Consider the following 22384-nt stretch of genomic DNA (forward strand, 5'->3'; position numbering starts at 1 on the left):
CCCTGTCAATCGAATGAAATACGCTGAAACTTGCATAAAAAAAGGAAATTAGCGCCATCGTGAACGCGCCTTGACCGAACGAATGTAACCGCTATCATCGATGTCGAAGCTCGCCCGGAGAGGCGAGGCGCCAGATCATTTCAGGGAGGGCGGCATGGACCGCAGAACACTCATCAAGAGCGGCCTGGCTGCGGCGGGAACGGTGGCGATGCCGGCCTATCTGCGGGCGCAGTCGAACCGCAAGCTCAGCATCCTGACCTGGAACATCGCCGACCAGGAGGCGCTGTTCAAAGAGGAGTTCGCCGACTTCAAGGCGCAGAATCCGGGTGTCGAGATCGAGTGGCTCGACAAGAAGGGGCCGGAGCTGCCGGCCTTCTACCAGACGCAGCTCGTGGCCGGCACGGCGCCCGACATCATCGACCTCCAGGGCGCGATCTGGGTGGAGTGGGCGGCAAACGGCGCCCTGCTCGACCTGACGCCCTATATGCAGAAGGAGCCCGACGTCGCCAAGCTCTACAACCAGGACTACCTGGCGAGCTTCGTCTACGACAAGAAGAACTATGTCGTGCCCTTCTACATCGCCAAGACGCTGCTGTTCTACAACAAGACGATGTTCAAGGAGGCGGGCCTGGCGGATGCGCCCAAGTCCTTCGACGAGATCGTCAATTTCAGCCAGGCGATGGCTAAGGGCGAGAAGACCGGCTTCCTGACGCTGAATTTTGACTGGCTCTATTGGCCGCTGATGCAGATGAACGGCGTCGAGCTGCTGAAGCCGGATATGAAGACGCCGGCCTTCAATACCCCCAAGACGATCGAGGTGCTGGAGAAGCTGGCCAAGGCGACGGCCTCGGGCGGGATCAACAAGATCGCCTGGACCGGGCGCTGGGTCGAGCCCAACGGCGCCTTCGCTTCCGGCAATGTCGGCATGCTGCAGGCCCATTCGGCCTCGTATTTCTTCGTCAAGGGCCAGGCGCCCTGGGTCAACCCCGATACGCTGGGCGCGGCCCAGAACCCCGGCAACTGGTCGACGCCGACCAATCACGGCTTTGCCATCTCGAAATCGTCGAAGAATCCGGATCTCGCCTGGGCTCTGGTCAAGCACATGACCGGCAACAAATGGGCGACCGAGTTCTCGGTGCGCCGGCGCATCCTCACCGGCAACCTCGCCGCCGACAAAATCGGGCTGGAGAAGGTCAAGGCCGAGGATCCGCTGGCCCATGCCGTGCTGCTGACCCAGCTCGAGCACACCGACAAGATGTGCGGCAACTGGCCCTTGCCCAATGATGCGCAGGTCAAGGACGCCTTCTGGGCCGAGATCCAGAACGCCGTGCTCGGCCGCAAGGATGCCAAGACGGCGATGGCGGATGCCGAGCGCGCCGTCACGCGCGTCATGCGTCGGTCCTGAGTGGGGAGCAGTGCCGGTTATGGCAATGGCTATGTCCGCCGCGCCCGAACGGCGGCGTACCTCCTTCCTGCGCAGGGCGACGACGCGCCAGGCCATCCTGGTCTGGTGCTTCCTCTTGCCGTCGCTACTGATCTTCCTGCTCTACCGCATCCTGCCGCTGGCCTGGAACATCCTGCTCTCCTTCCAGGCCTGGTCGCCGCTGAAGCCGGCGGTCTTCATCGGCCTCGAGAACTACGAGGAGATGCTGACCGACGAGGTGTTCTGGCAGTCGCTCTGGAACACGGTCTTCATCATCCTGTCGGCGCCGGTCGGGATCGCGATGGCGCTCGGCCTGGCGCTGCTGGTCAACTCCAACATCAGCGGCCGCAACATCTATCGCACGCTGATCTTCCTCTCCTATCCGCTGATGACGGTCGCGGTCGCGATCATCTGGCGCTGGATGTATGACGAGCGCGTCGGCCTCCTGAACTATGTCGCGAGGCTGCTGCACCTCACCGATACGCCGATCCCGTTCCTGAACTCGTTCTTCTGGGCGCTGCCCTCGGTCGTCGTCGCCAATATCTGGCAGATGCTCGGCTTCTACATGATCATCCTGCTGACCGGGCTACAGAACATCCCGAGCTCGCTGTTCGAGGCGGCCGAGATCGACGGCGCTACTGCCGGCGACCGCTTCTGGCGCATCATCCTGCCGCTGCTGCGTCCCTCGATCTTCCTGTGCTTCGTCATCGGCATGCTGAACTCGGTGACCAGCTTCGACCTGGTCTATGTCATGACCGGCGGTGGTCCCGGCCGCGCCACCGAGATCCTCGTCACCTACATCTACAAGCTCGGCTTCGTGCAGACGCGCTTCGACTATGCGGCTGCGGTGACGGTCGTGTTCTTCGTCTTCCTGATCACGGTCGCCTGGGCGGCGAACCGGCTCTCCGGCGGCAATGCCGGCGCCAGGGACATGGAATGATGCGCCGCTCTCCGACCTGGCCGATCCATCTGGCGCTGATCGCCGTCTGCTTCGTGATGCTGGTGCCGTTCTACTGGGTGCTGAAGACGTCCGTTTCGGGCGAGAACATCTTCACCTTTCCGCCCAGCATCATCCCGCGCAACCCGCACCTCTTCTATTATGTCGATGTCTGGTACGCGATCCCGTTCGCCCGCTACTTCCTGAACAGCGTCATCGTCTCGGTCATCACCATCGCCGCCAATGTCGTCTTCAACGCGATGGCGGGCTATGCGCTGACCCGCGAGTTCCGGGGAAAGGGCTTCATCCTGATCCTGTTCCTGTCCTGCATGATGGTGCCGTTCCAGGCGACGATCATCCCGGCCTATCTGATCACCGGCCAGCTCGGGCTGCTGAATTCCTATGTCGGCCTGGCCCTGCCGCAATTCTCGACGATCATCTGCATCTTCGTGTTCAAGGCGAGTTTCGATGCGATCCCGGGCTCGCTGATCGACGCCGCCAAGGTCGACGGCCTGCCGGAATGGCGCATCGTCTGGACGATCATGCTGCCGCTGGCGAAGTCCGCCATGGCGACCAACGTGATCCTGTCCTTCATCTGGTCCTGGAACAATTTCCTCTGGCCGCTGATCATGACGCGGACGCCGGAGATGCAGACGCTGCCGCTCGGACTGGCGCGCTTCCTGTCCTATCAGGAGGATACGACCGGGGCGCTCTACGCCTTCTGCATCATGGTGCTCGCACCTGGCATCCTTTTGTTCCTGCTGGCGCAGAAGGAGTTCATCCAGGGCCTCACCTCCGGCGCGACGAAGGGCTAGCCGATGGAAGCTTACTCCGGCAAAGGTCCGAGTGGCTGGCGGAAGTGGCTGCTTAACCGCTTCGTCCTGGTCCCGGCCGCCATCCTCGCCGTCGCGGCCGCCTGGAACCTCTATGCCTCGACCCATGATGACGGGCTCGTGCTCGGGCAGGTGCTCGACGCGCAGGGCAAGCCGGTGGAAGGGGCCCAGGTCACGCTCTGGGTCTTCAGCTTCACCACATTCGCCGAAAATCGCAGCGTGAAGACCGGAGCAGACGGCAGCTTCCGCATTACGGGCAATCCGTCGCACCACATCCAGCTCAGCGCGGTGAAGCCGGGCGTCGGCTCGTCCGAGCGCATCCCGATCCGGCTCTTCTTCCGTTCGCAGAACACGACGCTCGCGGCTCCGCTCGTCCTCTCCGGCAAGGCCTGAGGGATGGCGCGCCCGGTCGTCCTGCTCGATCCGCATCCGCGCCGGGCCGGCTCGATTTTCGATCCCGGGCAGATGCGCCGGCTGCATGCGCTGGCCGAGGTGGTGACGGACGACATCGACGGGCGCTTGCCGGAAGTGCTGGTCGAAGCGGCGCTGCCGCGCGTCAGCGCCATTCTGGGTCAAACCGACCTGCCGGCCGAGCGGATCGCGCGGGCGCCGCACTTGCGGGCGGTGATCAATGTCGAGGGCAATTTCCTGCCCAATGTCGATGCGGCGGTCTGTGCCGCGCGGGGCATCGAGATCCTCTCGGTCGCGCCGGTCTTCGCCGTGCCGGTGGCGGAGATGGCGCTGGGCCTGGCGCTCGACCTCGCGCGCGGCATCACTGCCGGTGACCGCGCCATGCGCGAGGGCAAGGAGGCCTATGGCCGCTTCGGCTGTGCCGGCTCGGTCCTGCTGTCGCGGGCGCGGATCGGGCTGGTCGGCTTCGGCAATCTCGGCCGGGCGCTGCGCCGGCTGCTCGAAGGCTTCCGGCCGGAAATCCTGGTGCATGATCCCTGGCTGCCCGCCTCGGCGATCGCCGATGAGGGCTGCCGGGCCTGCGGGCTGGACGAGCTGCTCGAAACCAGCGACGTCGTCTTCCTGCTCGCCGGATCGACCAGGGACAATCCCGGCTTCATCGACGCGAAGGCGCTGGCGCGGATGCGCGACGGCGCCATCCTGGTATTGGTGAGCCGCGCCGCCATCGTCGATTTTCCGGCTTTGCTCGCCGAGGCCGGACGCCTGCGGATCGCGACCGACGTTTTCCCGCAGGAGCCGGTGCCGGCCGGTGATCCCATCCGACGCTCGCCGATGCTGCTGTCCTCGCACCGGGCCGGCGGCATACCCGCCGCCTTCCACGACATGGGCGAGCGCGTGCTCGACGATCTCGCCTTGATCCTGCGCGGCCTGCCGCCGGTGCGGCTGCAGCGCGCCAACCTCCAGACGATGGCGCTGATGCGCAGCACGCCCGGGCGGGAAGGGGCGACGCCGAAGTCGGCGGGCTCAGCCTAGGCCGTCACCCCGCGAACATCGGCTCCGGCAGGCCCTTCACGCCGAGGCCATGGATGGCGAAGAGGTTACCCGCCTGCGGCGTACGGGCCCGCTCCTCCTCGCTCAGCATCGAGGCGGCGCTGGTTACATAGAGCACGTCGAGCCCGTCGCCGCCGAAGGTGCACATGGTCGGATGCTTGACCGGCATGTCGATCAGCCGGTCGAAGCGCCCCTTCGGATCGACCCGGGCGATTTTGCCGCCATGGACCAGCGCGCACCAGTAGAAGCCCTCGGCGTCGACCGTGGCGCCGTCGCAGCGGCCTTCGATCTCGCGGGTCGAGAAGAAGACGCGGCGATTGGAGATGGCACCGCTGTCGATGTCGAAATCATAGGCGAACACGGTCTCGCCCCGCGAATCCGCGAAGTACATGGTGCGGTCGTCGGGCGAGAAGGCGATGCCGTTGGAGACAATGAAGCCCTGGTCCATGCGGCGGGCGCCGAGATCGGGATCGAGCCGATAGAGCGCGCCGCTCGGCTCCTTCAGTGCGCCGTCGCGCGAGCCGCACCAGAACCGGCCGCGCCTGTCGCATTTGCCGTCATTGAGGACGTTGGCAGGCTTCTCCGGCTCGGGATCGACTAATGGTGTCACCGCGCCGCTGGTCAGGTCGACCGCGGCGAAACCGGACTGCAGCGAGGCGATCAGCCCGCCGCCGCGCCGGATGGCGAAGGAGCCGACGATCGCGGGCATCGGCCAGCTGGCGAGTCCCTCCGCCGGATGCCAGCGATGGATCGCCGGCCTGAGCGCATCGACGAAATAGAGCGCGCCTTCGCCACCATGCCAGCATGGGCCTTCTCCGAGAGCGAAGGGGCCGGGCAGGACGGTCTCGATCTCGGGCTTCATGGTATCACCAGGGCAAAGGCTGATCGTGATAGGTCTGGAAGATGCCGGTGTGGTGCCGCCCGGCGCGATGGATCACGCCGCGCATGCCGGCGACGCTCTCCGCGACCGGCACGCGCCCGCCCGGTTCGGTCGCGGCCCAGCCCGGATGCAGGGCAATGACGCTGATATGGCGCGGTGCCAGGTCGACCGCGAGGCCTTTGATCACCATGTTCAGCCCCGCCTTGCTTGAGCGGTAGGCATAGGAGCCGCCGCTCTGGTTCAGCGCGATCGAGCCCATGCGGCTGGAGACGAAGGCCATGATCTTCAGTTCGCTCGCCGCGACGTTCTCGACCAGCGTCTCCACCAGCTTCATCGGGCCGATCAGATTGGTTTCGAGGATGCGCCGCCAATTGGCGTAGTCGGTCTCGCCGAAGGGAGGGTGCGGCCGGCCGATGCCGGCATTGTTGAGGAGGATGTCGACCGGGCGCCCGCCGAGCGAAGCGGCGAAGGCTGCGATGCCGGCATGGTCGGTCATGTCGAGTTTCTTGACCTCGACATCGCCTACAATCGCGCGGGTCTCCTGAGCGGTCTCTGGCGAAAGGCAGGTCGCGTAGACCTTGTGGCCGTCGGCTGCGTATTGCCGGGCGAACTCGACGCCGAGGCCGGTGTCGCAGCCGGTGATGACGATCGTTGCCATGTGATTCCGCTAGAGGCTGGAGGCGAGGGGAGTGGAGGCGCCGCCGGCCGCAGAGCTTTCGAGGCAGGCCATGACGAAGGCGAGGCCGGCGACGCCGTCCTCGATCGAGGGCGTCAAGCGGGCCATGTCGGTGGCGGGCCTGAGCCCGCGCCGCGCCAGGATGAGGTCGGCGAAGCCGCTATAGAGATTGGCGATCGCCTCGATCAGCCCCTCGGGATGGCCGGGGCGCGACAGCCTGGTCGCATCCCGCGCCGCCGCCGAGAGATCGGGGCGGCCGGCGCCGGTCACGACGATGTCGCCATTGAGCCGGCCCAGCAGCAATTCGTTGGGCGCGCCATGGCTCCAGGCGAGATAGCCGGTCTCGCCGAAGACCCGGATGGTGAAGAGGTTCGACGCACCGGCGGCGGCATTGCTGAGTTCGATCCGGCCGCGGGCGCCGCCTGCCTGCCGGAAGCGAATCTGCGCGAGGTCGTGGACCTTGCGGCCGGGCACCAGCGTGCCGACCTCGGCGGAAACGCTCGCCATCGGCTCGCCGGTGACGAAGCCGACGAGATGGTGGGCATGGGTGCCGATGTCGCCAAGGATGAGCGAGGGGCCGCTGATCGCAGGGTTTAGCCGCCAGCGCGCCGCGCCCTCGGGCGTCGCCTCGACCAGCGTTGCATTGCCGCCGGCTAGGTAGTCGATCTGAATGAGACGCACGGCGCCGATCTGCCCGGCCAGGATGCGCGCGCGCATCTCGCGCAGCATCGGATAGCCGGAATAGGTGTGTGTCAGCGCCACTGCGACGCCGCTCTCGCGCGCCAACGCGGCGAGCTCGCGCGCCTCGCCGAGATCGTTGCACAGCGGTTTCTCGACCATGACGTCGAGCCCGGCCGCGAAGGCGGCCTTGCAATAGGCGGTGTGGCTGTCGTTGGGGGTGATGATGGCGAGGGCCTCGACGCCGTCAGGGCGCGCCTTCTCCCGCGCCAGCAGTTCATCGAGCGAGCCATAGCAGCGCTCTTCGGCGAGGCCGATCGCGAGCCCTTCGCGACGGGAGCGCTCCGGCTTCGACGACATCATGCCGGCGACGAGGCTGAAGCGGCCGTCGAGCGCAGCCGCCATGCGATGCGCTGGGCCGATCATCGAGGGCGGGGCGCCGCCGAGAATGCCCAAGCGGATCGGCCGCCCGAGGGCGGTGAAGACGGGATTACCTTCGCTCATGGTTTCAGCCCCAGAATGCGGTCGAGCTCGTCAGGCGGCGCGGCGCGGCGCATGCCTGCGTCGAAGTCGCGCTGCGTGGTCTGGATGATGTGGTCGGCGATGAAGCGCGCCCCCTCGCGTGCGCCGTCGAAGGCGTTCTTCAGGCAGCACTCCCATTCGAGCACGGCCCAGCCGTCATAGCCGTAGCGGGTCAGGCTGCTGAAGATGCCGCGAAAGTCGATGTCGCCGTCGCCCGGGCTGCGGAAACGGCCGGGGCGGTCGATCCAGTCGCCATAGCCGCCATAGACGCCGCGATCCGGGCTCGGGCGGAACTCGGCGTCCTTGACGTGGAAGGCGGCGATCCGCTCGTGCCAGCGGTCGATGAAGCCGAGATAGTCGAGATGCTGCAGCCGCAGGTGGCTGGGGTCGTAGAGCAGCCTGGCGCGAGGATGGTGGTCGACGCGGTCGAGGAAGGCGGCGAAGGTCGCGCCGTCATGCAGGTCCTGTCCGGGGTGAAGCTCGAAGCAGATGTCGACATCAAGGCTATCAGCGTAATCGAGCAGCGGGCGCCAGCGTGCCGCGAGTGCTGAAAAGCCGCGTTCGATCAGGCCGGGCGGGGTGGGTGGGTAGGGATAGAAGAACGGCCAGAGCAGGCTGCCCGAGAAGGTCGCGAGCTTGCCGGCTCCGATACGGGCCGCAAGCGTGATCGCGCGCCGCAATTCCTGTTCGGCGTAGCGCTGGCGGGCGGCCGGATCGCCGCGCAGCTCGGCAGGGGCGAACGCGTCCATGACTCCGTCATAGGCCGGATGCACCGCCAACAACTGGCCGGCGCGATGCGCCGCGATCTCGCTCACCATCAGACCATGGCGCTCGACGATCGCGCGCCAGCTGTCGATGTAACCGCTCTCTTCGAGGCGCTTCGTGTCGATGATCGCCCTGTCGTGGACCGGCACCTGAAGCGCCTTGAAGCCTTCCTGTGCCGCGAAGCGGGAAACGCCGTCGATATCGGAAAAGAGCGGAGCCGGGCCGAGGTATTGAGCAATGAACAGGCTCGGGCCGCGAATGGTCTTCAACGGCGTCACACCCCGATGCCTTGCCATGCTGGCAAGGATGATAGCGCTTACACTGGGGAGGGCAAGCGCGTTGATCGAGGTTTCCCAGGCCGTGCTGCGGGGGAGGCCGCGGCCGGCTCAGGCTGCGCAGGCAGCCGCCGGGCCACCGCCGGCCATGGCCCGTTCGCGCGGCATGGCGAGCACATGGCTTCCCATCGTCTGCGGCGCGAAGGATACGGCGAGCCTGGCCGCATCGAGCAGCTTGGCGAGGTCGATGCCGGTATCCACGCCCATGCGCTCGAACATGTAGACCAGATCCTCGCTGGCGATGTTGCCGGTGGCGCCGGGGGCGAAGGGGCAGCCGCCGAGCCCGCCGGCGGCGCCGTCGAAGGAGCGGATGCCGGCATGGTAGGCCGCCAGCGTGTTGGCGATGCCGAAGCCGGCGGTGTCATGACCGTGGAACGACCAGCGCGTGGTCGGATAGGCGGCGAGCGCGCGCTTCGCCATACGGCCGACATGGTCGGGCAGGGCCATGCCGGTGGTGTCGGCCAGCGTCAGTTCGATGTCGCCACGGATCTTCGCGACCTCGCCGATCGTCCTGAACACGGCGTCCTCGTCCATCGTGCCTGCGAACGGGCAATGGAACGTCGTCGCCAGCCCGACCCGGATGGTCAGCCGGCCTTCGGGGTCGACCTCGGCCAGCGTCGCCTTCAGGTCCTCGATCGAGGCCGCGGTCGGGCGCCGGACATTGCTCATGTTGTGGGCGTCGGACATCGAGATCACGAAGATCAGTTCGTCGATGCCGGCGGCGATGGCGCGGCGCGCGCCCTTGCCGTTCGGCACCAGCGCCACCTTGTGCAGGCCGGGCAGAGGCCCGAGGCGCGCGACCACCTCGTCCATATCCGCCATTTGCGGGATCGCCTTGGGGCTGACGAAGGAGCCGATCTCCATCCGCGTCACGCCGGCATCGACTAGCTTGTGGATCAGCTGGAGCTTCGACTCGGTCGGCACGAAGGCGGCGATGTTCTGCAGGCCGTCCCGCGGCGCGACCTCGACGATTTCGACACTCGCCATGATGTTCCTCCCGGCATGGGCATGCTTCGCGCGTGCCACCTTCGGGCAAGAGACTTAGAGAGCGGCGCGGCTGGCGACCATTATCGATTGGGAAGCGAGCCCTTCGTCGTCGGCAAATGCAGCGGCACGGGGTTGGGGCCGCGCAGATGGTTCAGCAGCAGCTTGGCCGACGCCGTCAGCTTCGGCTCGTCGCGCGTGCAGATCATGAGCCGCCGCACCGACCAGGCGTCGGAAAAAGGCACGCTGCGCAGCCGGTCGTTCGAGCCGTAGATACGCGCGATCCCTGCCGGCACGATCGTGACGCCGAAGCCGTAGAGCACCATCTGCACCGCGGCCGTGAAGGTCACCACCTCGATCCGGTTGGTGATCCGCACCTCGGCCTCGGCGGCCGAATTCACCACCAGGACCTGCAGCGAGGAGCCGGTCTCCAGGCTGATGAAATCGTAGCCGGCGAGATCCGGCAGCGTGATCGAAGGACATGCGGCCAGCGGGTGGTCCGCCGGCATGAGCGCGACGAGGGGGTCACGCTTGTATTCGTAGATCTGCAGCCCGTCCGGCAGTTGCGCATGCTCGGCGAAGATGCCGATGTCGCCGAGCCCATCCTGCATCGACTGGATCACGTTCGGGCTGGTTTCCTCGCGCAGCGCCACCTTGATCTTGGGGTAGGCGGCGCGGAAGGCGGCGAGCTCCTGCGGCAGGTGCTGCACGGCCGCCGACTGGTGCGCATGGATGCGTGCCTGGCCTTCTTCCCCGGCGCTGAACACGCTGAGCTCGGCCGCCATGCGGTTGACGTCGTCGAACAGCCCGGCGGTATGCCGCGCCAGCGCCTCGCCGGCCGGTGTCGCCGTCATCCCGCGGGCGTGGCGGTAGAACAGGGGCGCGCCGATTTCGAGCTCGAGATCCTGGATGCGCTTGCTGATCGCCGAGGGCGCGATGTGTTCGCGCTCGGCCGCCTTGGTCATGTTGCCCTGCCGATAGACGGCCAGGAACATGCGTAGTGTGGTCAGATCCGGCCGGAAGTTCATGCCTGGTCCCGTTCCTTTGGCCGTGTGTTCACGGAATGAGAACGCGGGCGTTCCGATTCACGACTATTCGCCGGCACGACTTCGAATAGGCTCGCACCTCAACGCCGCAGCGAACAGCGGCGAAGCACCATAATGCGGCACCGGCAGCCCGCGGTAGCCGCTCTAGGGTCAGGTCACGTCTGCAGGGAGTCACGATGCTTTCCGTCGATACCAGCACGCTCACCTTCGTGGGCGAGGGGCTTGCGCGCCCTGAGTGCGTCATGGCGACCCGCTCCGGCGACTTGTTCATGCCCGACAAACGCGGTGGCATCGCCGTGGTCCGGGCCAATGGCAAGACCGAGTTGATCAAGGCGAAGAACGGCCCCGAAGGCTTCCTGCCCAACGGTTTCGCGGTGATGCCCGACCGCAGCTTCCTGATCGCCGATCTCGGCCCCGAAGGCGGCGTCTGGCATATGGCGCCGGACGGCACCATGACCCCCAGGCTGATGGAGATCGAAGGGCGGCATCTGGAGCCGACCAATTTCGTCGGGCTCGACGCCAAGGGCCGGGTCTGGGTCTCCGTCTCGACCAAGCTGATCCCGCGCGAGCAGTCGATGAAGAAGGGCCATGCCGACGGCTACCTCATCCTGATCGACGACAAGGGCGCCCGGGTCGTGGCCGACGGCATCGGCTTCACCAACGAGGCGATCGTCGATCCCAGCGGCGAATGGCTCTATGTCAACGAGACCATCGCCCGGCGCACCAGCCGCTATCCGATCAGGAGCGACGGCTCGCTCGGCCCGCGCCAGACCTTCGCGCAATACGGCGCGGCCAGCTTCCCCGACGGTTTCGCCTTCGATGCGGAAGGGGCGGTCTGGACCGTGACCGTCGTTTCGAACCGCGTCATCCGCACAACCCCGGACGGCGTCCAGCAGGTGATCTTCGAGGACAGCGACGCCGACGACAATGCCGCCGTCGAGGCGGCCTTCCAGGACGGCTCCTATACCCGAGCCCATCTCGACATGGGCGGGCGGCGCCCGGCCGGCAACCTCTCCGGCATCTCCTTCGGCGGGCCGGACCTGAAGACCGTCTATCTCGGCTCGCTCTTCGCGCCGCATCTGGCGAGCTTCCGCTCGCCGGTCGCCGGCGCCCCGCCGGTGCATTGGGGATTCTGACGCGCCTGCCGTCGTCATTCTCCGGCGCGAGACCCGGGCATGGCGAGACCAACAGCAAGAAAACGGGACCGGGGCAACGAACCCCGCCGATATGAGGGAGGAAGACAATGAACGGGATCGACCGCCGGACCCTGATGGGCGGCGCACTCCTCGGCGGCGCCGGCGCCGCCATCGGCATGCCCAGTATCGCGCGGGCCCAGGCCAGGCAGCTCAAGATCGCGACCATCGCTTTGGTCAACAGCCCCTGGCACAAGGCGCTGAACCGCTTCAAGGAGGTGGTCGAGGCGGAGAGCGCGGGCCGCTATACCGTCGCCGTCTACACCGATGGCCAGCTCGGCGACATCGCCCAGCTGCTCTCGGCGATGCAGCTCGGCACCGTCGATTTCTCCTATTTCGGCCTGTCCTCGATCTCCTTCGTGCGCGGCGCCGAGGCGTTCAACGTGCTGTATGTCCCCTATCTGTTCAAGAACGGGGAGTGGGGCGAGAAGATCCTCAACACCGATCCCGAACTGCTCGGGATGTTCGACAAGGTGGCGACGAGCGCGGGCGTGCGCGTCTTCGGCGCCTGGGGCCAGCGCTCGCCGCGCGCCATCCAGAGCACGCGCGGACCGATCATGAAGCCCGAGGACGTCAAGGGTCTGCGCCTGCGCATCCCGGCGATCCCGATGCTGCGTGCGACGTTCGACCGGCTCGGCGCCCAGTCGACGCCGATGGGCATGCTCGAGATCTACAGCGCGCTCTCGCGCGGCGCGGTCGACGGCCAGGACAACGGCTTCGACCTCTCGATCCCGCCGCGCTTCCACGAGGCGGCGAAGTTCTGGTCGGCCACCGACCATGTCAACGAGCTCGTCGGCTTCTTCGTCTCCGAGCGTCTCTGGAAGGGGCTGAACGAGGCCGACCGCGAGATCTTCCGCAAGGCCTCGAGGGCGGCCGGCGAGGTCACCACCCAGCTGACCAAGGAGCTCGACACCGAGGCGATCGACATCCTGAAGAAGGCCGGCTGCACCTATGTCGTCCCTGATCGCGACGCCTTCCGCAAGGCGGTCGCAGGCGTCGAGGACGAGCTCGACGGCAAGATGTGGCCCAAGGGAATGGTCGCCCGCCTGCGCACATTGCAGGGCGCCTGATGGCTCTCTCGGATGCCGGGGCGGGAGGGCGGACGGCTGCGTCCGCTCGCGGGGAGGGCGTGCGCATGCTGGTGGTGCCGGTCCGTATCCTGGAGACGCTGGTCAAGGTTCTCGTCGTGCTGGCGCTCGTCGTGGTGCTGACCTTCACTGTCGGGCAGGTGGCGGACCGCTACGTGCTGAAGACGCAGTTCGACGCGCATGACCAGATCGCCCGCATCGGGATGGTCTGGATGGCTTTTCTCGGCTTCGCGCTCGGCGTCCGCGACCGCATGAACATCAGGATCGAGCTGATCCAGCATTTCTTGCCGGAGAAGGCCCGGCGCGTCGCCGGCGTCTTCCTGGACGGGGTGATGCTGCTCATCGCGCTCGCCTTGCTGGTCAATGGCTGGCAGCTGCTGGAGGTGGGCTCGTTCCAGGCGATCATGGGCACGCCCTTCTACTACGACGTCATGTACGGGGCGCTGCTCGCCGGGCTCGTCCTGCTCGTGATCTTCCTCCTGCTGCGCATGGCGGACACGCTGCTGGGCGGCCGGCTCGGCGTCGATACGGTGAGCGACCATGCTGATCATCATTAGCACGCTCGTCTTCTTCGGCCTGCTGGTCGCAGGGCTCGATGTCGGCTTCGCCATGATCCTGGCCGCGATGATCGGCATGCTCATGCATGGCGGCATCGACCTGGTCATGGCTCCGCTGACGGTGGTCTCCGGCGTCGACAGCGCGGCGCTGATCACCGTGCCGCTCTTCGTCCTGGCCGGCGAGATCATGAACCGCGGCGGCGTCACGCGCCGCCTGATCGAATGGTCCACCGCCATGGTCGGTCATCTGCGCGGCAGCCTCTCGCAGGTCGCGCTGATGACCAACCTGATCATGGCCGGCATCTCGGGCTCGGCCGTCGCGGACGCCACGGCGACCGGCGGCATCCTGATCCCGGCGATGAAGAAGGAAGGCTATAAGCCCGGCTACGCCGCCGCCGTCATCGCGGCCGGCGCGATGCTAGGGCCGATCCTGCCGCCGTCGATCCCGCTGATCATCTACGCGATCATGGCCAATCTCTCGATCGGCAAGCTGTTCCTGGCGGGCGTCGTGCCCGGGCTGCTGCTCTTCTTCGGCTATATGGCGATCTGCGCCTGGGTCGCGCGGCGGGAAGGCTATGCCGCCAAGGAGGCGGCGACCTGGATGGAACGCGCCGTCGCCACGCGCGGCTCGATCTGGGCCCTGCTGGTGCCGGTGCTGATCATCGTCGGCATCCGCTCGGGTGTCATCACCGAGACCGAAGCCGCGGGCGTGATCTGCGTCTACGCCCTGATCGTCGGGCTCGCGATCTATCGCGACCTCAAGATCCGCAGCCTGGGCGAGGTCTTCCTTGCCGCCGGCAAGACCTCGGCGGTCATCCTGTTCCTGCTGGCCGCAGCCGGGCCGTTCTCCTGGCTGCTCAACGAGTCTCACATCGCCACGCGCATCTCGCAGGGCATCCTGTCGCTGTCGAACGATCCTTTGGTGATCCTGCTGATCGTCAACCTGATGCTGTTCGTGGTCGGGATGATCCTGGAGCCGCTGCCGGCGCTGGTCATGTTCGTGCCGACCCTGCTGCCGATCCAGGCGCAGCTCGGCCTCGACCCGATCCAGTTCGCCATGATCGTGGTGCTGAATCTGATGATCGGCATGCTGCATCCGCCGATCGGCCTATTGCTCTTCGTCACCGGCGCGGTCGGCCGCGTCCCGCTCTGGCCCATCGCCGTCCAGCTGCTGCCCTTCCTCGGCTGGTCCTTGCTGGTGCTGGTGCTGATCTCCGTTTTCCCCGGCATCGTCACCTGGCTGCCGAATTCCTTCTGATCTGCGAGAGGCTGCATAATGCCGTTGACCGGCCTAAGAATCGTCGATCTCACGCGCGTCATCTCCGGCCCGTTCTGCACGATGCTGCTGGCGGATCTGGGTGCCGACGTGATCAAGGTCGAGCCGCCCGAGGGCGATCCGCTCCGTACGCAAGGCTCCGGTCGCGACGGCCTGAGCTGGTATTACGCCTCCTTCAACCGCAACAAGCGCTCGGTCGTGCTCGACCTGAAGACCGCCGAGGGCAAGCGCGGCCTGGAGCAGCTGCTCGCCACGGCCGATGCGGTGATCGACAATTTCCGGCCCGGCGTGATGGGCAGGCTCGGCTTCGACGAGGAACGCCTGCAGCAGATCAGGCCGGGCATCGTGGCCTGCTCGATCACCGGCTTTGGGGCCGACGGCCCCTATCGCGACCGGCCGGCCTTCGATTTCATCGCCCAGGCGATGAGCGGCTTCATGAGCGTCAACGGCGCCAAGGACGATCCGCCGCTGCGTTCCGGCCTGCCGATCAGCGATCTCGTCTGCGGTCTCTATGGCGCGCTCGGCGTCACCGCCGCTTTGCTGGGCCGCGAGCGCAATGGCGGCGCCGAGAAGGTCGATGTCAGCCTGACCAATTCGATGGTCAGCCTGCTCGCCTATACCGCCTCGCATTATTTCGCCACGGGCGAGGTGCTGCCCAAGACCGGCAACGATCATCCGATCGCCTCGCCCTACGGCCTGTTCAGGACCCGCGACGGCCAGATCGCGATCGCGCCCAGTGACAACGCCTTCTTCGGCCGCCTGATGGATGCGCTCGGCCTGCCGGAGGCCAAGGCCGATCCCGAATTCGCCGATAACTTCCGCCGCGTGAAGCACCGCGCGCTGCTGCAGCGGCTGGTCGAGGAGAAGCTGCGGGAGCGCGACTCGGCCGACTGGATCGAGCGGCTCAACGCCGCCGGCGTGCCGTGCGGACCGATCTACGATCTCGGCGGCGTCTTCTCGGATCCTCAGATCGAGGCGCAGCAGATGGCGATCGACGTGCCGACGCCAGGCCACGGCACCGTCCGGATGCTCGGCTTCCCGATCAAGCTGCGGGACCGTGCCTGTCATGTCCGCCGTCCGCCGCCGCGCCTGGGCGAGCATACGGCCGAGCTCGTCGACAGCGGCACGAGCCGTTGAGCTGACCCGCCGCAGCCCGCATCTGCATGGCGGCGGCGCGACGTGGGGCTGTCGCCGTCCGCATCGCTTCTGGTATGCAAGATCTTGCCGGGCACCGCGCACAGGGTCGTGGCGGTGCGCCAAGGAAAGGTCTGACGATGCTGCTGGGTGTGATTGCCGACGACATGACGGGCGCGACCGACGTCGCCCTGATGCTGAACCGCGCCGGGATGCGCACGGTCCAGGTCATCGGTGCCCCCGCTGCCGGCGCCGAGCTGCCCGAGGCCGACGCCGTCGTCGTCGCGCTGAAATCGCGCACCAATCCCGTCGCCGAGGCCGTGGCGGATTCGCTCGCCGCCTGCGAGGCGCTGCTCGCGGCCGGGGCGCGGCAGATCCTGTTCAAATACTGCTCGACCTTCGATTCGACGGCCAAGGGCAATATCGGCCCGGTGGCGGACGCTCTGATGCAGCGCCTCAATGCCCATCAGGCGATCGTCTGCCCGGCCTTTCCGGCCAATGGCCGCTCGATCTTCCAGGGCTATCTCTTCGTCGGCGAGGTGCCGCTGCACGAGAGCTCGATGAAGGACCACCCGCTGACGCCGATGCGCGATTCCAATCTGATGCGACTGATGGGCGCGCAGACCGCGCATAAGGTCGGGCTCGCCTCCTATGCCGCCGTCAATCAGGGCGCCGCTGCCGTGCGCAAGCGCCTGGCCGAGCTGGCGACTGACGGCGTGCGCTATGTCGTCACCGATGCGCTCGACAACGGCCATCTGATGGTGCTGGGCGAAGCCATTTCCGAGCATGTCCTGCTCACCGGCGGCTCCGGTATCGCCATGGGCCTGCCCGAGAATTTCCGAAAGGCGGGGCTGCTGCCCTGGCGTGAGACCGCGACGCATCTCTCAGCGTCGGCCGGCCGCGCCGGCATCATCTCCGGCAGCTGCTCGACCGCGACGCGCGGCCAGATCAAGGCTGCGCTCGCGGCCGGCATTCCCGCGCTCAAGGTCGACCCGCTGGCGCTGGCCAGCAGCAAGCAGACGGCGAAGGAACTGGCAGATTGGGCCTTGGCGCAGCCGGCCGACAAGCCCTTCCTCGCCTACTCCAGCGACGACCCGGCCGAGGTCGCCTCGGTGCAGGACAAGCTCGGCCGTAACAAGGCCGGCGAGATCGTCGAGCACGCCTTCGCCGAGCTGGCGCGGTTGCTGAACGCTGGCGGCGTCACTCGCCTGCTCGTCGCCGGTGGCGAGACTTCCGGCGCGGTCGTGCAGGGGCTTTCCATCCGCACGCTGGAAATCGGCCCCGAGATCGATCCCGGCGTGCCGTGGACCCGCGTCGTCGACGGGCCTGACATGGTGGTGGCGCTGAAGTCGGGGAATTTCGGCGCGCCTGATTTCTTCCTCAAGGCATGGAGCTTGCTGAAGTAGCGCGATCGTGTCGCGGCCTGTCGCGTTTGCACTGCGGCAAAGTCGTATAGGATAGCGCTGGCAGCAGGCTTTTGGGGGTGCAGATGGCGTTTCTTGGCGATCTCCTGACCAGCGTCGCCGATCGCGGCCGGGCGCTGATCAATTTCGAGCGCTTCGCTTCGAATCGCCGGCGGCCGCTCGACAAGCTCTGCGAGGACCTGCTTTCGGGGCGGGGCGAGGCCTCAGGTATGGCGCTGGCGCAGGCGGTGCTGGAGGATTGGGAGCGGCTCGACGATGTCGGCAGGCTTGCCTTCTTCCGCCTGCTGCAGGAGCGCTTCGGCCCTGATCACGAGCGGCTCGATGCCGCCCTGGAGCGCTATCGCGACAATCCCGACGCCGAAGCGGTCGGCCAGCTCCATCTCGCTTCCGAGCCGCGCCGGCAGGAACTCTTCCGCCGGCTCAACCTCGCGCCGGGCGGCACTCATGTGCTGGTGCGCATGCGCGAGAGCCTGTTCGAGGCGATGAAGCAGGAGCCCGAGCTCAAGGCGGTCGATGCCGATTTCCGGCACCTGTTCGGCTCCTGGTTCAATCGCGGCTTCCTGGTGCTGCGCCGCATCGACTGGACCACGCCGGCGAATGTGCTGGAGAAGATCATCCGCTACGAGGCGGTCCACGCCATCAAGGACTGGGACGATCTGCGCCGTCGGCTCGAGCCGGCCGACCGGCGCTGCTTTGCCTTCTTCCATCCGCAGCTGATCGACGAGCCGCTGATCTTCGTCGAGGTGGCGCTGACCCGGGAGAGCCCGAGCCGGATCGTCGACGTGCTGAGCGAGGACCGCGAGGTGCTGCCGGCGTCTTCGGCGACCACGGCGGTGTTCTATTCGATCTCGAACTGCCAGGAGGGCCTGCGCGGCATCTCCTTCGGCAATTTCCTGATCAAGCAGGTCGCCGAGGATCTGAAGCGCGAGCTGCCCGGGCTCGACGTCTTTGTCACGCTCTCGCCGGTTCCCGGTTTCGCGCGCTGGCTCGGGCCGACGCTGGCGGAGCCGGCCGAGCTCGGCCTGACCAATGAGGAAGCGGCACTGCTGATGCAGGCCCCGGCCGAGGTCGCGGCGCAGGATGAGGTCACCCGCGCCCGCCGCGACAAGCTGCTCGGCCAGATGATGGCGCAGTACATGCTACGGGCGCGGACATCCTCGGGCCGCGTGATCGACCCGGTCGCGCGCTTCCATCTCGGCAATGGCGCGCGGCTGGAGCGCATCAATGTCGGCGGCAACCTCTCCGACCGCGGCCTGCGCGAGTCGCATGGCGTGATGGTCAATTACCGCTATGAGCTCGACGACATCGAGACCAATCACGAGGCCTTCGCCACCCGCAACACTGTGGTCGCTTCCTCCTCGGTGAAGAAGCAGTTGCGGCCGGCGACCAAGTGACCAAAGACAACGGAAACGCCTGAAAGGACCCGAAATCATGGGCAATCATCTGTTCGACCTGATCAAGGCCCGCATGCCGGCGCCGACCGCGCCCTTCGCGTTCCTCGATGACGGCCGGACCTATACTTACGCCGACATGGTCGCGCTCTCTGCCCGCTTCGCTAATGCGCTGGTGGGCCTCGGCGTCAAGCCGGGCGATCGCGTCGCCGTTCAGGTCGAGAAGAGCCTGGAAGCCTTGATGCTCTATCTCGGCACCGTCCGCGCCGGCGCGATCTTCCTGCCGCTCAACACCGCCTACACCCCGGCCGAGATCGAGTATTTCCTCGGCGATGCCGAGCCGGCCGTCTTTGTCTGCGACCCCGCCAAGGTCGAGGCGCTGAAGCCCTTCGCGGAGAAGGCCGGCGCGAAGCTGGAGACTCTCGGCGTCGGTGCCGGCAGCCTGCTCGACAAGGCTAATGCGGCTGCGGCCGTGTTCGCGGATGTCGCGCGCGGGGCCGATGATCTCGCCGCCATCCTCTACACCTCCGGCACGACGGGGCGCTCCAAGGGCGCCATGCTCAGCCACGACAACCTCGCCTCGAACGCCTTGTCGCTGGTCGACTACTGGCGCTTCACCAAGGATGACGTGCTGCTGCACGCGCTGCCGATCTTCCACACCCACGGCCTCTTCGTCGCGACCAACACGATCCTCCTCGCCGGCGCCTCGATGATCCTGCTGCCGAAATTCGATCCCGAGCAGGTCTTCAAATACCTGCCCAGGGCGACCAGCATGATGGGCGTGCCGACCTTCTATGTCCGCCTGCTCCAGGATGTCAGGCTGTCGAAGGAGGCGACGAAGCATATGCGCCTCTTCGTCTCCGGCTCGGCGCCGCTGCTGGCCGAGACGCATCGCGAATGGCGCGAGCGCACCGGCCACGCCATCCTCGAGCGCTACGGCATGACCGAGACCAACATGAACACCTCGAACCCCTATGACGGGGACCGGGTGGCCGGCACGGTCGGCTTCCCGCTGCCGGGCGTTTCGGCCCGCGTCACCGATCCGGAGAGCGGCAAGGAGCTCGCCCGCGACGAGATCGGCATGATCGAGGTCAAGGGCCCGAACGTCTTCAAGGGCTATTGGCGCAATCCGGAGAAGACGGCGGCCGAGTTCCGGTCGGACGGCTTCTTCATCACCGGCGATCTCGGCAAGATCGATCCGGCCGGCTACGTCCATATCGTCGGGCGCGGCAAGGACCTGATCATCACCGGCGGCTACAACGTCTATCCCAAGGAGGTCGAGGCCGAGATCGACGAGATGCCCGGCGTGATCGAAAGCGCCGTGATCGGCTGCCCGCATCCGGATTTCGGCGAGGGCGTCACCGCCGTGGTCGTGGCGAAGGCCGGTGCGGATATTTCGGCTGCCGGCATCGCCAAGGCGCTGGAGCAGCGCCTCGCCAAGTTCAAGCAGCCCAAGCAGGTCTTCGTCGTCGCCGACCTGCCGCGCAACACCATGGGCAAGGTCCAGAAGAACCTGCTGCGCGAGCAGTACAAGGACATCTACGCCAAGCAGCTCAAGGCGGGGGAGTAGGGGCGAAACCCGTCATTGCGAGGAGCGCAGCGACGAAGCAATCCAGGAGCGGCAGAGCCCTACGTCCCTTTGGATTGCTTCGCTCCGCTCGCAATGACGGACCGTGCCTGCTCAGGCGTGCGCCGGCGCCTTCAGCTCGATCGTTTCGCCATCGGCCGGGATCAGCAGCCGGTCGCGGCCGATGCCGCGGGAATCTGCCGCCTCGCGCAGCGCCTGCCGGCTGACGCTGGCATGGTCGAGCGCTTCCATATGGACGGCGACGATGGTCGCCTGCGGCGCCTGCTCGGCGAGGTCGAGCGTCTGCTGCGCATCCATCACGATCAGCGTGCCATCCCAGAGCGCGCCACAGGAATGGGTGACGATCACGTCCGGCTCAGCCTTGGCGACGGCCTCCTGCAGCGGCGGATAGAGCACGCTGTCGCCACACCAGTAGACCGACGGCTCGCCCGGTGCTTCCAGGGTGAAGCCCATCACCTTGCCCATCACCTCGACGACCGGCCCGGTGCCGTGCTCGGCCGGCTGCGGCTTCACCACGATCGAGCCGATGCGGACGAAATGGTCGAGCGGCTCGACATTGCCGAAGCCGGCTGCCCGGATCGCCTCTTCATTGCCGGGCTGGCAGATCAGCGGGATATCCTTCGGGATCCGCGCCTTGGCGACCTCGTCGAAATGGTCGGCATGCAGATGCGAGACGATGACGTGGTCGACGCCGGCAAGGATGTCCTCGATCGGCTCGGGTAGGTCGACCATCGGGTTCTGCGACTTGCCTGCGATCGAGCGGCGGCTGAGCTTTTCGCCGAGATCGGGATCGATCAGCAGGGTCTTGCCGGCATAGCTCAGCTTGAGCAGGGCGTTGCGCAGGAGTTTGAGCTGCATGGCGGCTCCGCAGAAGGAGGGATCGGTCCGTCCGATCCTCCCTGCATGCCGCCGCCGCGACCAGTTCGAATTTGTGAAGCAAACTGCATCGCGGCGTTAGATGCCTGTGTTTTCGGGGAGATTTTCCACTCGCAGACGTCCGGGCGATGCATTCGCCTCCGACAAGCTACTGACACGAGGAAATTCCTGCGAGCGAACCACCCGGATTTTGTCGTGCCGGGTGCCACTCAAGCCGCAAACTGGCCGTAAGGCACGGTGTTTCGCGCCGTCCTGAGCGCGCTCGCCCACCAGTGGAGCTGCCCGAGCATGGTCGCCATCGCCCGCTCGGCCCGGTCGGCATCAACAAGCCGGCCGGTCTCATCGAACTGGTCCCAGGCATTGGCGAAGCAGACGCCGTCGCGGATCGTCGCGGCGTGCAATTCGGCGAAGACGAGGCGCAGCTGCTCGACGGCGCGCAGGCCGCCGGAGATTCCGCCATAGGAGACGAAGGCGACCGGCTTGCCGCGCCATTGCGCGCCGGTTCCGTCGATCAGGGCCTTCAGCGGGGCAGGGAAGCTGCGGTTGTACTCGGGCGTTACCACGATGAAGGCATCGGCCCGGCCGAGCCGTTCCGCCTGCTCGGCGAGATCATGCGCGCCGGGATCGACGCTCTCGACCGAGAAGGGACCGTCGCCCTCGATCTGCGCGATCGTCCAGCCGGCGACCTTAGTGCAGAGACGCCCCTGGCGCGTGCTGCCATAGATCACGGCGACCTTGATCTGGGGGATGAGCGGGCGATGCATGGGAAGGCTCCAGAGGGCTGGCGGTGAAGAGGAGCGATCTCTATAAGACCTCAACTAAGGTTAAGGTCAAGCGCCCATGAAGCACCCCGCCCGCAATCCCTTCGCCGACGATCTCAGCGTCGGCCAGGTCGCGAGCCGCAGCGGCATTGCGGTCTCCGCACTGCACTTCTACGAGGCCGAGGGGTTGATCCGCAGCCGCCGCAATGCCGGCAACCAGCGCCGCTATCCGCGCGAGGTCTTGCGCCGCGTCGCCATCATCAAGGTGGCGCAGCGCACCGGCATTCCGCTGAAGACGATCCGCGAGGCCTTCAAGGCGCTGCCGCAGGAGCGCACGCCGACGGCCGAGGACTGGAGTCGGCTCTCGGCCGCCTGGAAGGAGGAGCTGGAGCATCGCATCGACCGGCTGACGCGCCTGCGCGATCATCTCACGGACTGCATCGGCTGCGGCTGCCTGTCGGTGAGGAGCTGCCCGCTGCACAACCCCTGGGACGAACTCGGCAAGCAGGGTGCAGGGCCGAGGTTGTTGGATCCGGATTGACGCCGTAGGCGTCAT

Annotated in this window: 22 protein-coding genes; 14 read left to right on the forward strand and 8 right to left on the reverse strand. The window is 66.7% G+C overall.

All coding sequences use genetic code 11. From position 1 onward, the window contains the following. Positions 1–154: 154 nt before the first annotated feature. The 5 genes from AC3WLC_RS18760 to AC3WLC_RS18780 are packed head-to-tail and all read left to right on the forward strand — an operon-like array spanning position 155 to position 4636. The gene (locus tag AC3WLC_RS18760; protein WP_493685439.1) at positions 155–1405 is read left to right on the forward strand and encodes an ABC transporter substrate-binding protein; all 1251 of its coding nucleotides are present in this window, start codon (positions 155–157) and stop codon (positions 1403–1405) included. 25 nt (positions 1406–1430) lie between these two features. Continuing rightward, positions 1431–2363: a carbohydrate ABC transporter permease gene (locus AC3WLC_RS18765; RefSeq protein WP_493685440.1), complete on the forward strand. Its 933-nt coding sequence runs from the start codon at positions 1431–1433 to the stop codon at positions 2361–2363. Beyond that, positions 2363–3175 (forward strand): carbohydrate ABC transporter permease, encoded by an 813-nt coding sequence (locus AC3WLC_RS18770; protein ID WP_159650145.1) that lies wholly within the window; start codon positions 2363–2365, stop codon positions 3173–3175. Before AC3WLC_RS18765 ends, AC3WLC_RS18770 begins: the two co-directional genes overlap by 1 nt. A 3-nt stretch (positions 3176–3178) precedes the next feature. Beyond that, positions 3179–3586: a carboxypeptidase-like regulatory domain-containing protein gene (locus AC3WLC_RS18775; protein WP_493685441.1), complete on the forward strand. Its 408-nt coding sequence runs from the start codon at positions 3179–3181 to the stop codon at positions 3584–3586. A 3-nt stretch (positions 3587–3589) separates the two neighbouring features. Next, positions 3590–4636, forward strand: coding sequence for a hydroxyacid dehydrogenase (locus tag AC3WLC_RS18780; protein ID WP_493685442.1), 1047 nt, complete (start codon positions 3590–3592; stop codon positions 4634–4636). Between the two features lie 4 nt (positions 4637–4640). Here AC3WLC_RS18780 and AC3WLC_RS18785 read toward each other — a convergent pair whose 3' ends face one another. The 6 genes from AC3WLC_RS18785 to AC3WLC_RS18810 all read right to left on the reverse strand — a co-directional run bounded on the left by AC3WLC_RS18785 (position 4641) and on the right by AC3WLC_RS18810 (position 10522). After that, a complete protein-coding gene (locus tag AC3WLC_RS18785; protein WP_493685443.1) occupies positions 4641–5516 on the reverse strand; it encodes an SMP-30/gluconolactonase/LRE family protein in 876 nt (291 codons plus the stop codon). 4 nt (positions 5517–5520) lie between these two features. Continuing rightward, positions 5521–6192, reverse strand: a complete 672-nt coding sequence (locus AC3WLC_RS18790) for an SDR family oxidoreductase (RefSeq protein ID WP_493685444.1) — start codon at positions 6190–6192, stop codon at positions 5521–5523. A gap of 9 nt (positions 6193–6201) precedes the next feature. Next, entirely contained in the window at positions 6202–7392 is a 1191-nt protein-coding gene (locus AC3WLC_RS18795; protein ID WP_493685445.1) for a Gfo/Idh/MocA family protein, read from the reverse strand. Beyond that, positions 7389–8453 carry a sugar phosphate isomerase/epimerase family protein gene (locus AC3WLC_RS18800; protein WP_493685446.1) on the reverse strand — a complete coding sequence of 355 codons (1065 nt, stop codon included), beginning with the start codon at positions 8451–8453 and terminating at the stop codon, positions 7389–7391. Before AC3WLC_RS18800 ends, AC3WLC_RS18795 begins: the two co-directional genes overlap by 4 nt. A 108-nt stretch (positions 8454–8561) precedes the next feature. Next, positions 8562–9497, reverse strand: coding sequence for a hydroxymethylglutaryl-CoA lyase (locus AC3WLC_RS18805; RefSeq protein WP_493685447.1), 936 nt, complete (start codon positions 9495–9497; stop codon positions 8562–8564). A gap of 80 nt (positions 9498–9577) precedes the next feature. Continuing rightward, positions 9578–10522, reverse strand: a complete 945-nt coding sequence (locus tag AC3WLC_RS18810) for a LysR family transcriptional regulator (protein WP_493685448.1) — start codon at positions 10520–10522, stop codon at positions 9578–9580. Between the two features lie 194 nt (positions 10523–10716). Between AC3WLC_RS18810 and AC3WLC_RS18815 the strand changes: the two genes are divergently transcribed. From AC3WLC_RS18815 to AC3WLC_RS18850, 8 genes are all read left to right on the forward strand, one after another. Further along, complete coding sequence (locus AC3WLC_RS18815) at positions 10717–11676, forward strand: SMP-30/gluconolactonase/LRE family protein (protein WP_493685449.1); 960 nt, start codon at positions 10717–10719, stop codon at positions 11674–11676. Positions 11677–11783: 107 nt separating this feature from the next. Further along, the gene (locus AC3WLC_RS18820; protein WP_493685450.1) at positions 11784–12803 is read left to right on the forward strand and encodes a TRAP transporter substrate-binding protein; all 1020 of its coding nucleotides are present in this window, start codon (positions 11784–11786) and stop codon (positions 12801–12803) included. A gap of 65 nt (positions 12804–12868) precedes the next feature. After that, on the forward strand, positions 12869–13378 hold the full coding sequence (locus tag AC3WLC_RS18825; protein ID WP_493685451.1) for a TRAP transporter small permease: 510 nt from the start codon (positions 12869–12871) through the stop codon (positions 13376–13378). Further along, positions 13362–14636, forward strand: a complete 1275-nt coding sequence (locus AC3WLC_RS18830) for a TRAP transporter large permease (RefSeq protein WP_493685452.1) — start codon at positions 13362–13364, stop codon at positions 14634–14636. Before AC3WLC_RS18825 ends, AC3WLC_RS18830 begins: the two co-directional genes overlap by 17 nt. 18 nt (positions 14637–14654) lie before the next feature. Then, on the forward strand, positions 14655–15791 hold the full coding sequence (locus tag AC3WLC_RS18835; protein ID WP_493685453.1) for a CaiB/BaiF CoA transferase family protein: 1137 nt from the start codon (positions 14655–14657) through the stop codon (positions 15789–15791). A 137-nt stretch (positions 15792–15928) separates the two neighbouring features. After that, entirely contained in the window at positions 15929–17194 is a 1266-nt protein-coding gene (gene otnK / locus AC3WLC_RS18840; RefSeq protein ID WP_493685454.1) for a 3-oxo-tetronate kinase, read from the forward strand. An 83-nt stretch (positions 17195–17277) separates the two neighbouring features. After that, a complete protein-coding gene (locus AC3WLC_RS18845) occupies positions 17278–18606 on the forward strand; it encodes a malonyl-CoA decarboxylase (protein WP_493685455.1) in 1329 nt (442 codons plus the stop codon). A 37-nt stretch (positions 18607–18643) separates the two neighbouring features. Then, positions 18644–20173 (forward strand): malonate--CoA ligase, encoded by a 1530-nt coding sequence (locus AC3WLC_RS18850; RefSeq protein WP_493685456.1) that lies wholly within the window; start codon positions 18644–18646, stop codon positions 20171–20173. Between the two features lie 111 nt (positions 20174–20284). On the opposite strand, the gene AC3WLC_RS18855 is transcribed toward AC3WLC_RS18850, so the two are convergent. After that, entirely contained in the window at positions 20285–21049 is a 765-nt protein-coding gene (locus tag AC3WLC_RS18855; protein ID WP_493685457.1) for an MBL fold metallo-hydrolase, read from the reverse strand. A gap of 227 nt (positions 21050–21276) precedes the next feature. Further along, complete coding sequence (locus tag AC3WLC_RS18860) at positions 21277–21831, reverse strand: NADPH-dependent FMN reductase (RefSeq protein ID WP_493685458.1); 555 nt, start codon at positions 21829–21831, stop codon at positions 21277–21279. A 76-nt stretch (positions 21832–21907) separates the two neighbouring features. Between AC3WLC_RS18860 and soxR the strand changes: the two genes are divergently transcribed. Next, positions 21908–22369 (forward strand): redox-sensitive transcriptional activator SoxR, encoded by a 462-nt coding sequence (gene soxR, locus AC3WLC_RS18865; protein WP_427364382.1) that lies wholly within the window; start codon positions 21908–21910, stop codon positions 22367–22369. Positions 22370–22384: the final 15 nt, after the last annotated feature.

This window comes from Allobosea sp. GW821-FHT03A12, assembly GCF_058986765.1.

Coding starts and splice junctions, on each gene's coding strand:
- AC3WLC_RS18760 (WP_493685439.1), top strand. CDS start 155: ATGGACCGCAGAACACTCATCAAGAGCGGCCTGGCTGCGGCGGGAACG.
- AC3WLC_RS18790 (WP_493685444.1), bottom strand. CDS start 6,192: ATGGCAACGATCGTCATCACCGGCTGCGACACCGGCCTCGGCGTCGAG.
- AC3WLC_RS18805 (WP_493685447.1), bottom strand. CDS start 9,497: ATGGCGAGTGTCGAAATCGTCGAGGTCGCGCCGCGGGACGGCCTGCAG.
- AC3WLC_RS18765 (WP_493685440.1), top strand. CDS start 1,431: ATGGCTATGTCCGCCGCGCCCGAACGGCGGCGTACCTCCTTCCTGCGC.
- AC3WLC_RS18780 (WP_493685442.1), top strand. CDS start 3,590: ATGGCGCGCCCGGTCGTCCTGCTCGATCCGCATCCGCGCCGGGCCGGC.
- AC3WLC_RS18770 (WP_159650145.1), top strand. CDS start 2,363: ATGCGCCGCTCTCCGACCTGGCCGATCCATCTGGCGCTGATCGCCGTC.
- AC3WLC_RS18785 (WP_493685443.1), bottom strand. CDS start 5,516: ATGAAGCCCGAGATCGAGACCGTCCTGCCCGGCCCCTTCGCTCTCGGA.
- AC3WLC_RS18850 (WP_493685456.1), top strand. CDS start 18,644: ATGGGCAATCATCTGTTCGACCTGATCAAGGCCCGCATGCCGGCGCCG.
- AC3WLC_RS18860 (WP_493685458.1), bottom strand. CDS start 21,831: ATGCATCGCCCGCTCATCCCCCAGATCAAGGTCGCCGTGATCTATGGC.
- AC3WLC_RS18820 (WP_493685450.1), top strand. CDS start 11,784: ATGAACGGGATCGACCGCCGGACCCTGATGGGCGGCGCACTCCTCGGC.
- AC3WLC_RS18845 (WP_493685455.1), top strand. CDS start 17,278: ATGGCGTTTCTTGGCGATCTCCTGACCAGCGTCGCCGATCGCGGCCGG.
- soxR (WP_427364382.1), top strand. CDS start 21,908: ATGAAGCACCCCGCCCGCAATCCCTTCGCCGACGATCTCAGCGTCGGC.
- AC3WLC_RS18835 (WP_493685453.1), top strand. CDS start 14,655: ATGCCGTTGACCGGCCTAAGAATCGTCGATCTCACGCGCGTCATCTCC.
- AC3WLC_RS18855 (WP_493685457.1), bottom strand. CDS start 21,049: ATGCAGCTCAAACTCCTGCGCAACGCCCTGCTCAAGCTGAGCTATGCC.
- AC3WLC_RS18775 (WP_493685441.1), top strand. CDS start 3,179: ATGGAAGCTTACTCCGGCAAAGGTCCGAGTGGCTGGCGGAAGTGGCTG.
- AC3WLC_RS18815 (WP_493685449.1), top strand. CDS start 10,717: ATGCTTTCCGTCGATACCAGCACGCTCACCTTCGTGGGCGAGGGGCTT.
- AC3WLC_RS18810 (WP_493685448.1), bottom strand. CDS start 10,522: ATGAACTTCCGGCCGGATCTGACCACACTACGCATGTTCCTGGCCGTC.
- AC3WLC_RS18795 (WP_493685445.1), bottom strand. CDS start 7,392: ATGAGCGAAGGTAATCCCGTCTTCACCGCCCTCGGGCGGCCGATCCGC.
- otnK (WP_493685454.1), top strand. CDS start 15,929: ATGCTGCTGGGTGTGATTGCCGACGACATGACGGGCGCGACCGACGTC.
- AC3WLC_RS18830 (WP_493685452.1), top strand. CDS start 13,362: ATGCTGATCATCATTAGCACGCTCGTCTTCTTCGGCCTGCTGGTCGCA.
- AC3WLC_RS18825 (WP_493685451.1), top strand. CDS start 12,869: ATGCTGGTGGTGCCGGTCCGTATCCTGGAGACGCTGGTCAAGGTTCTC.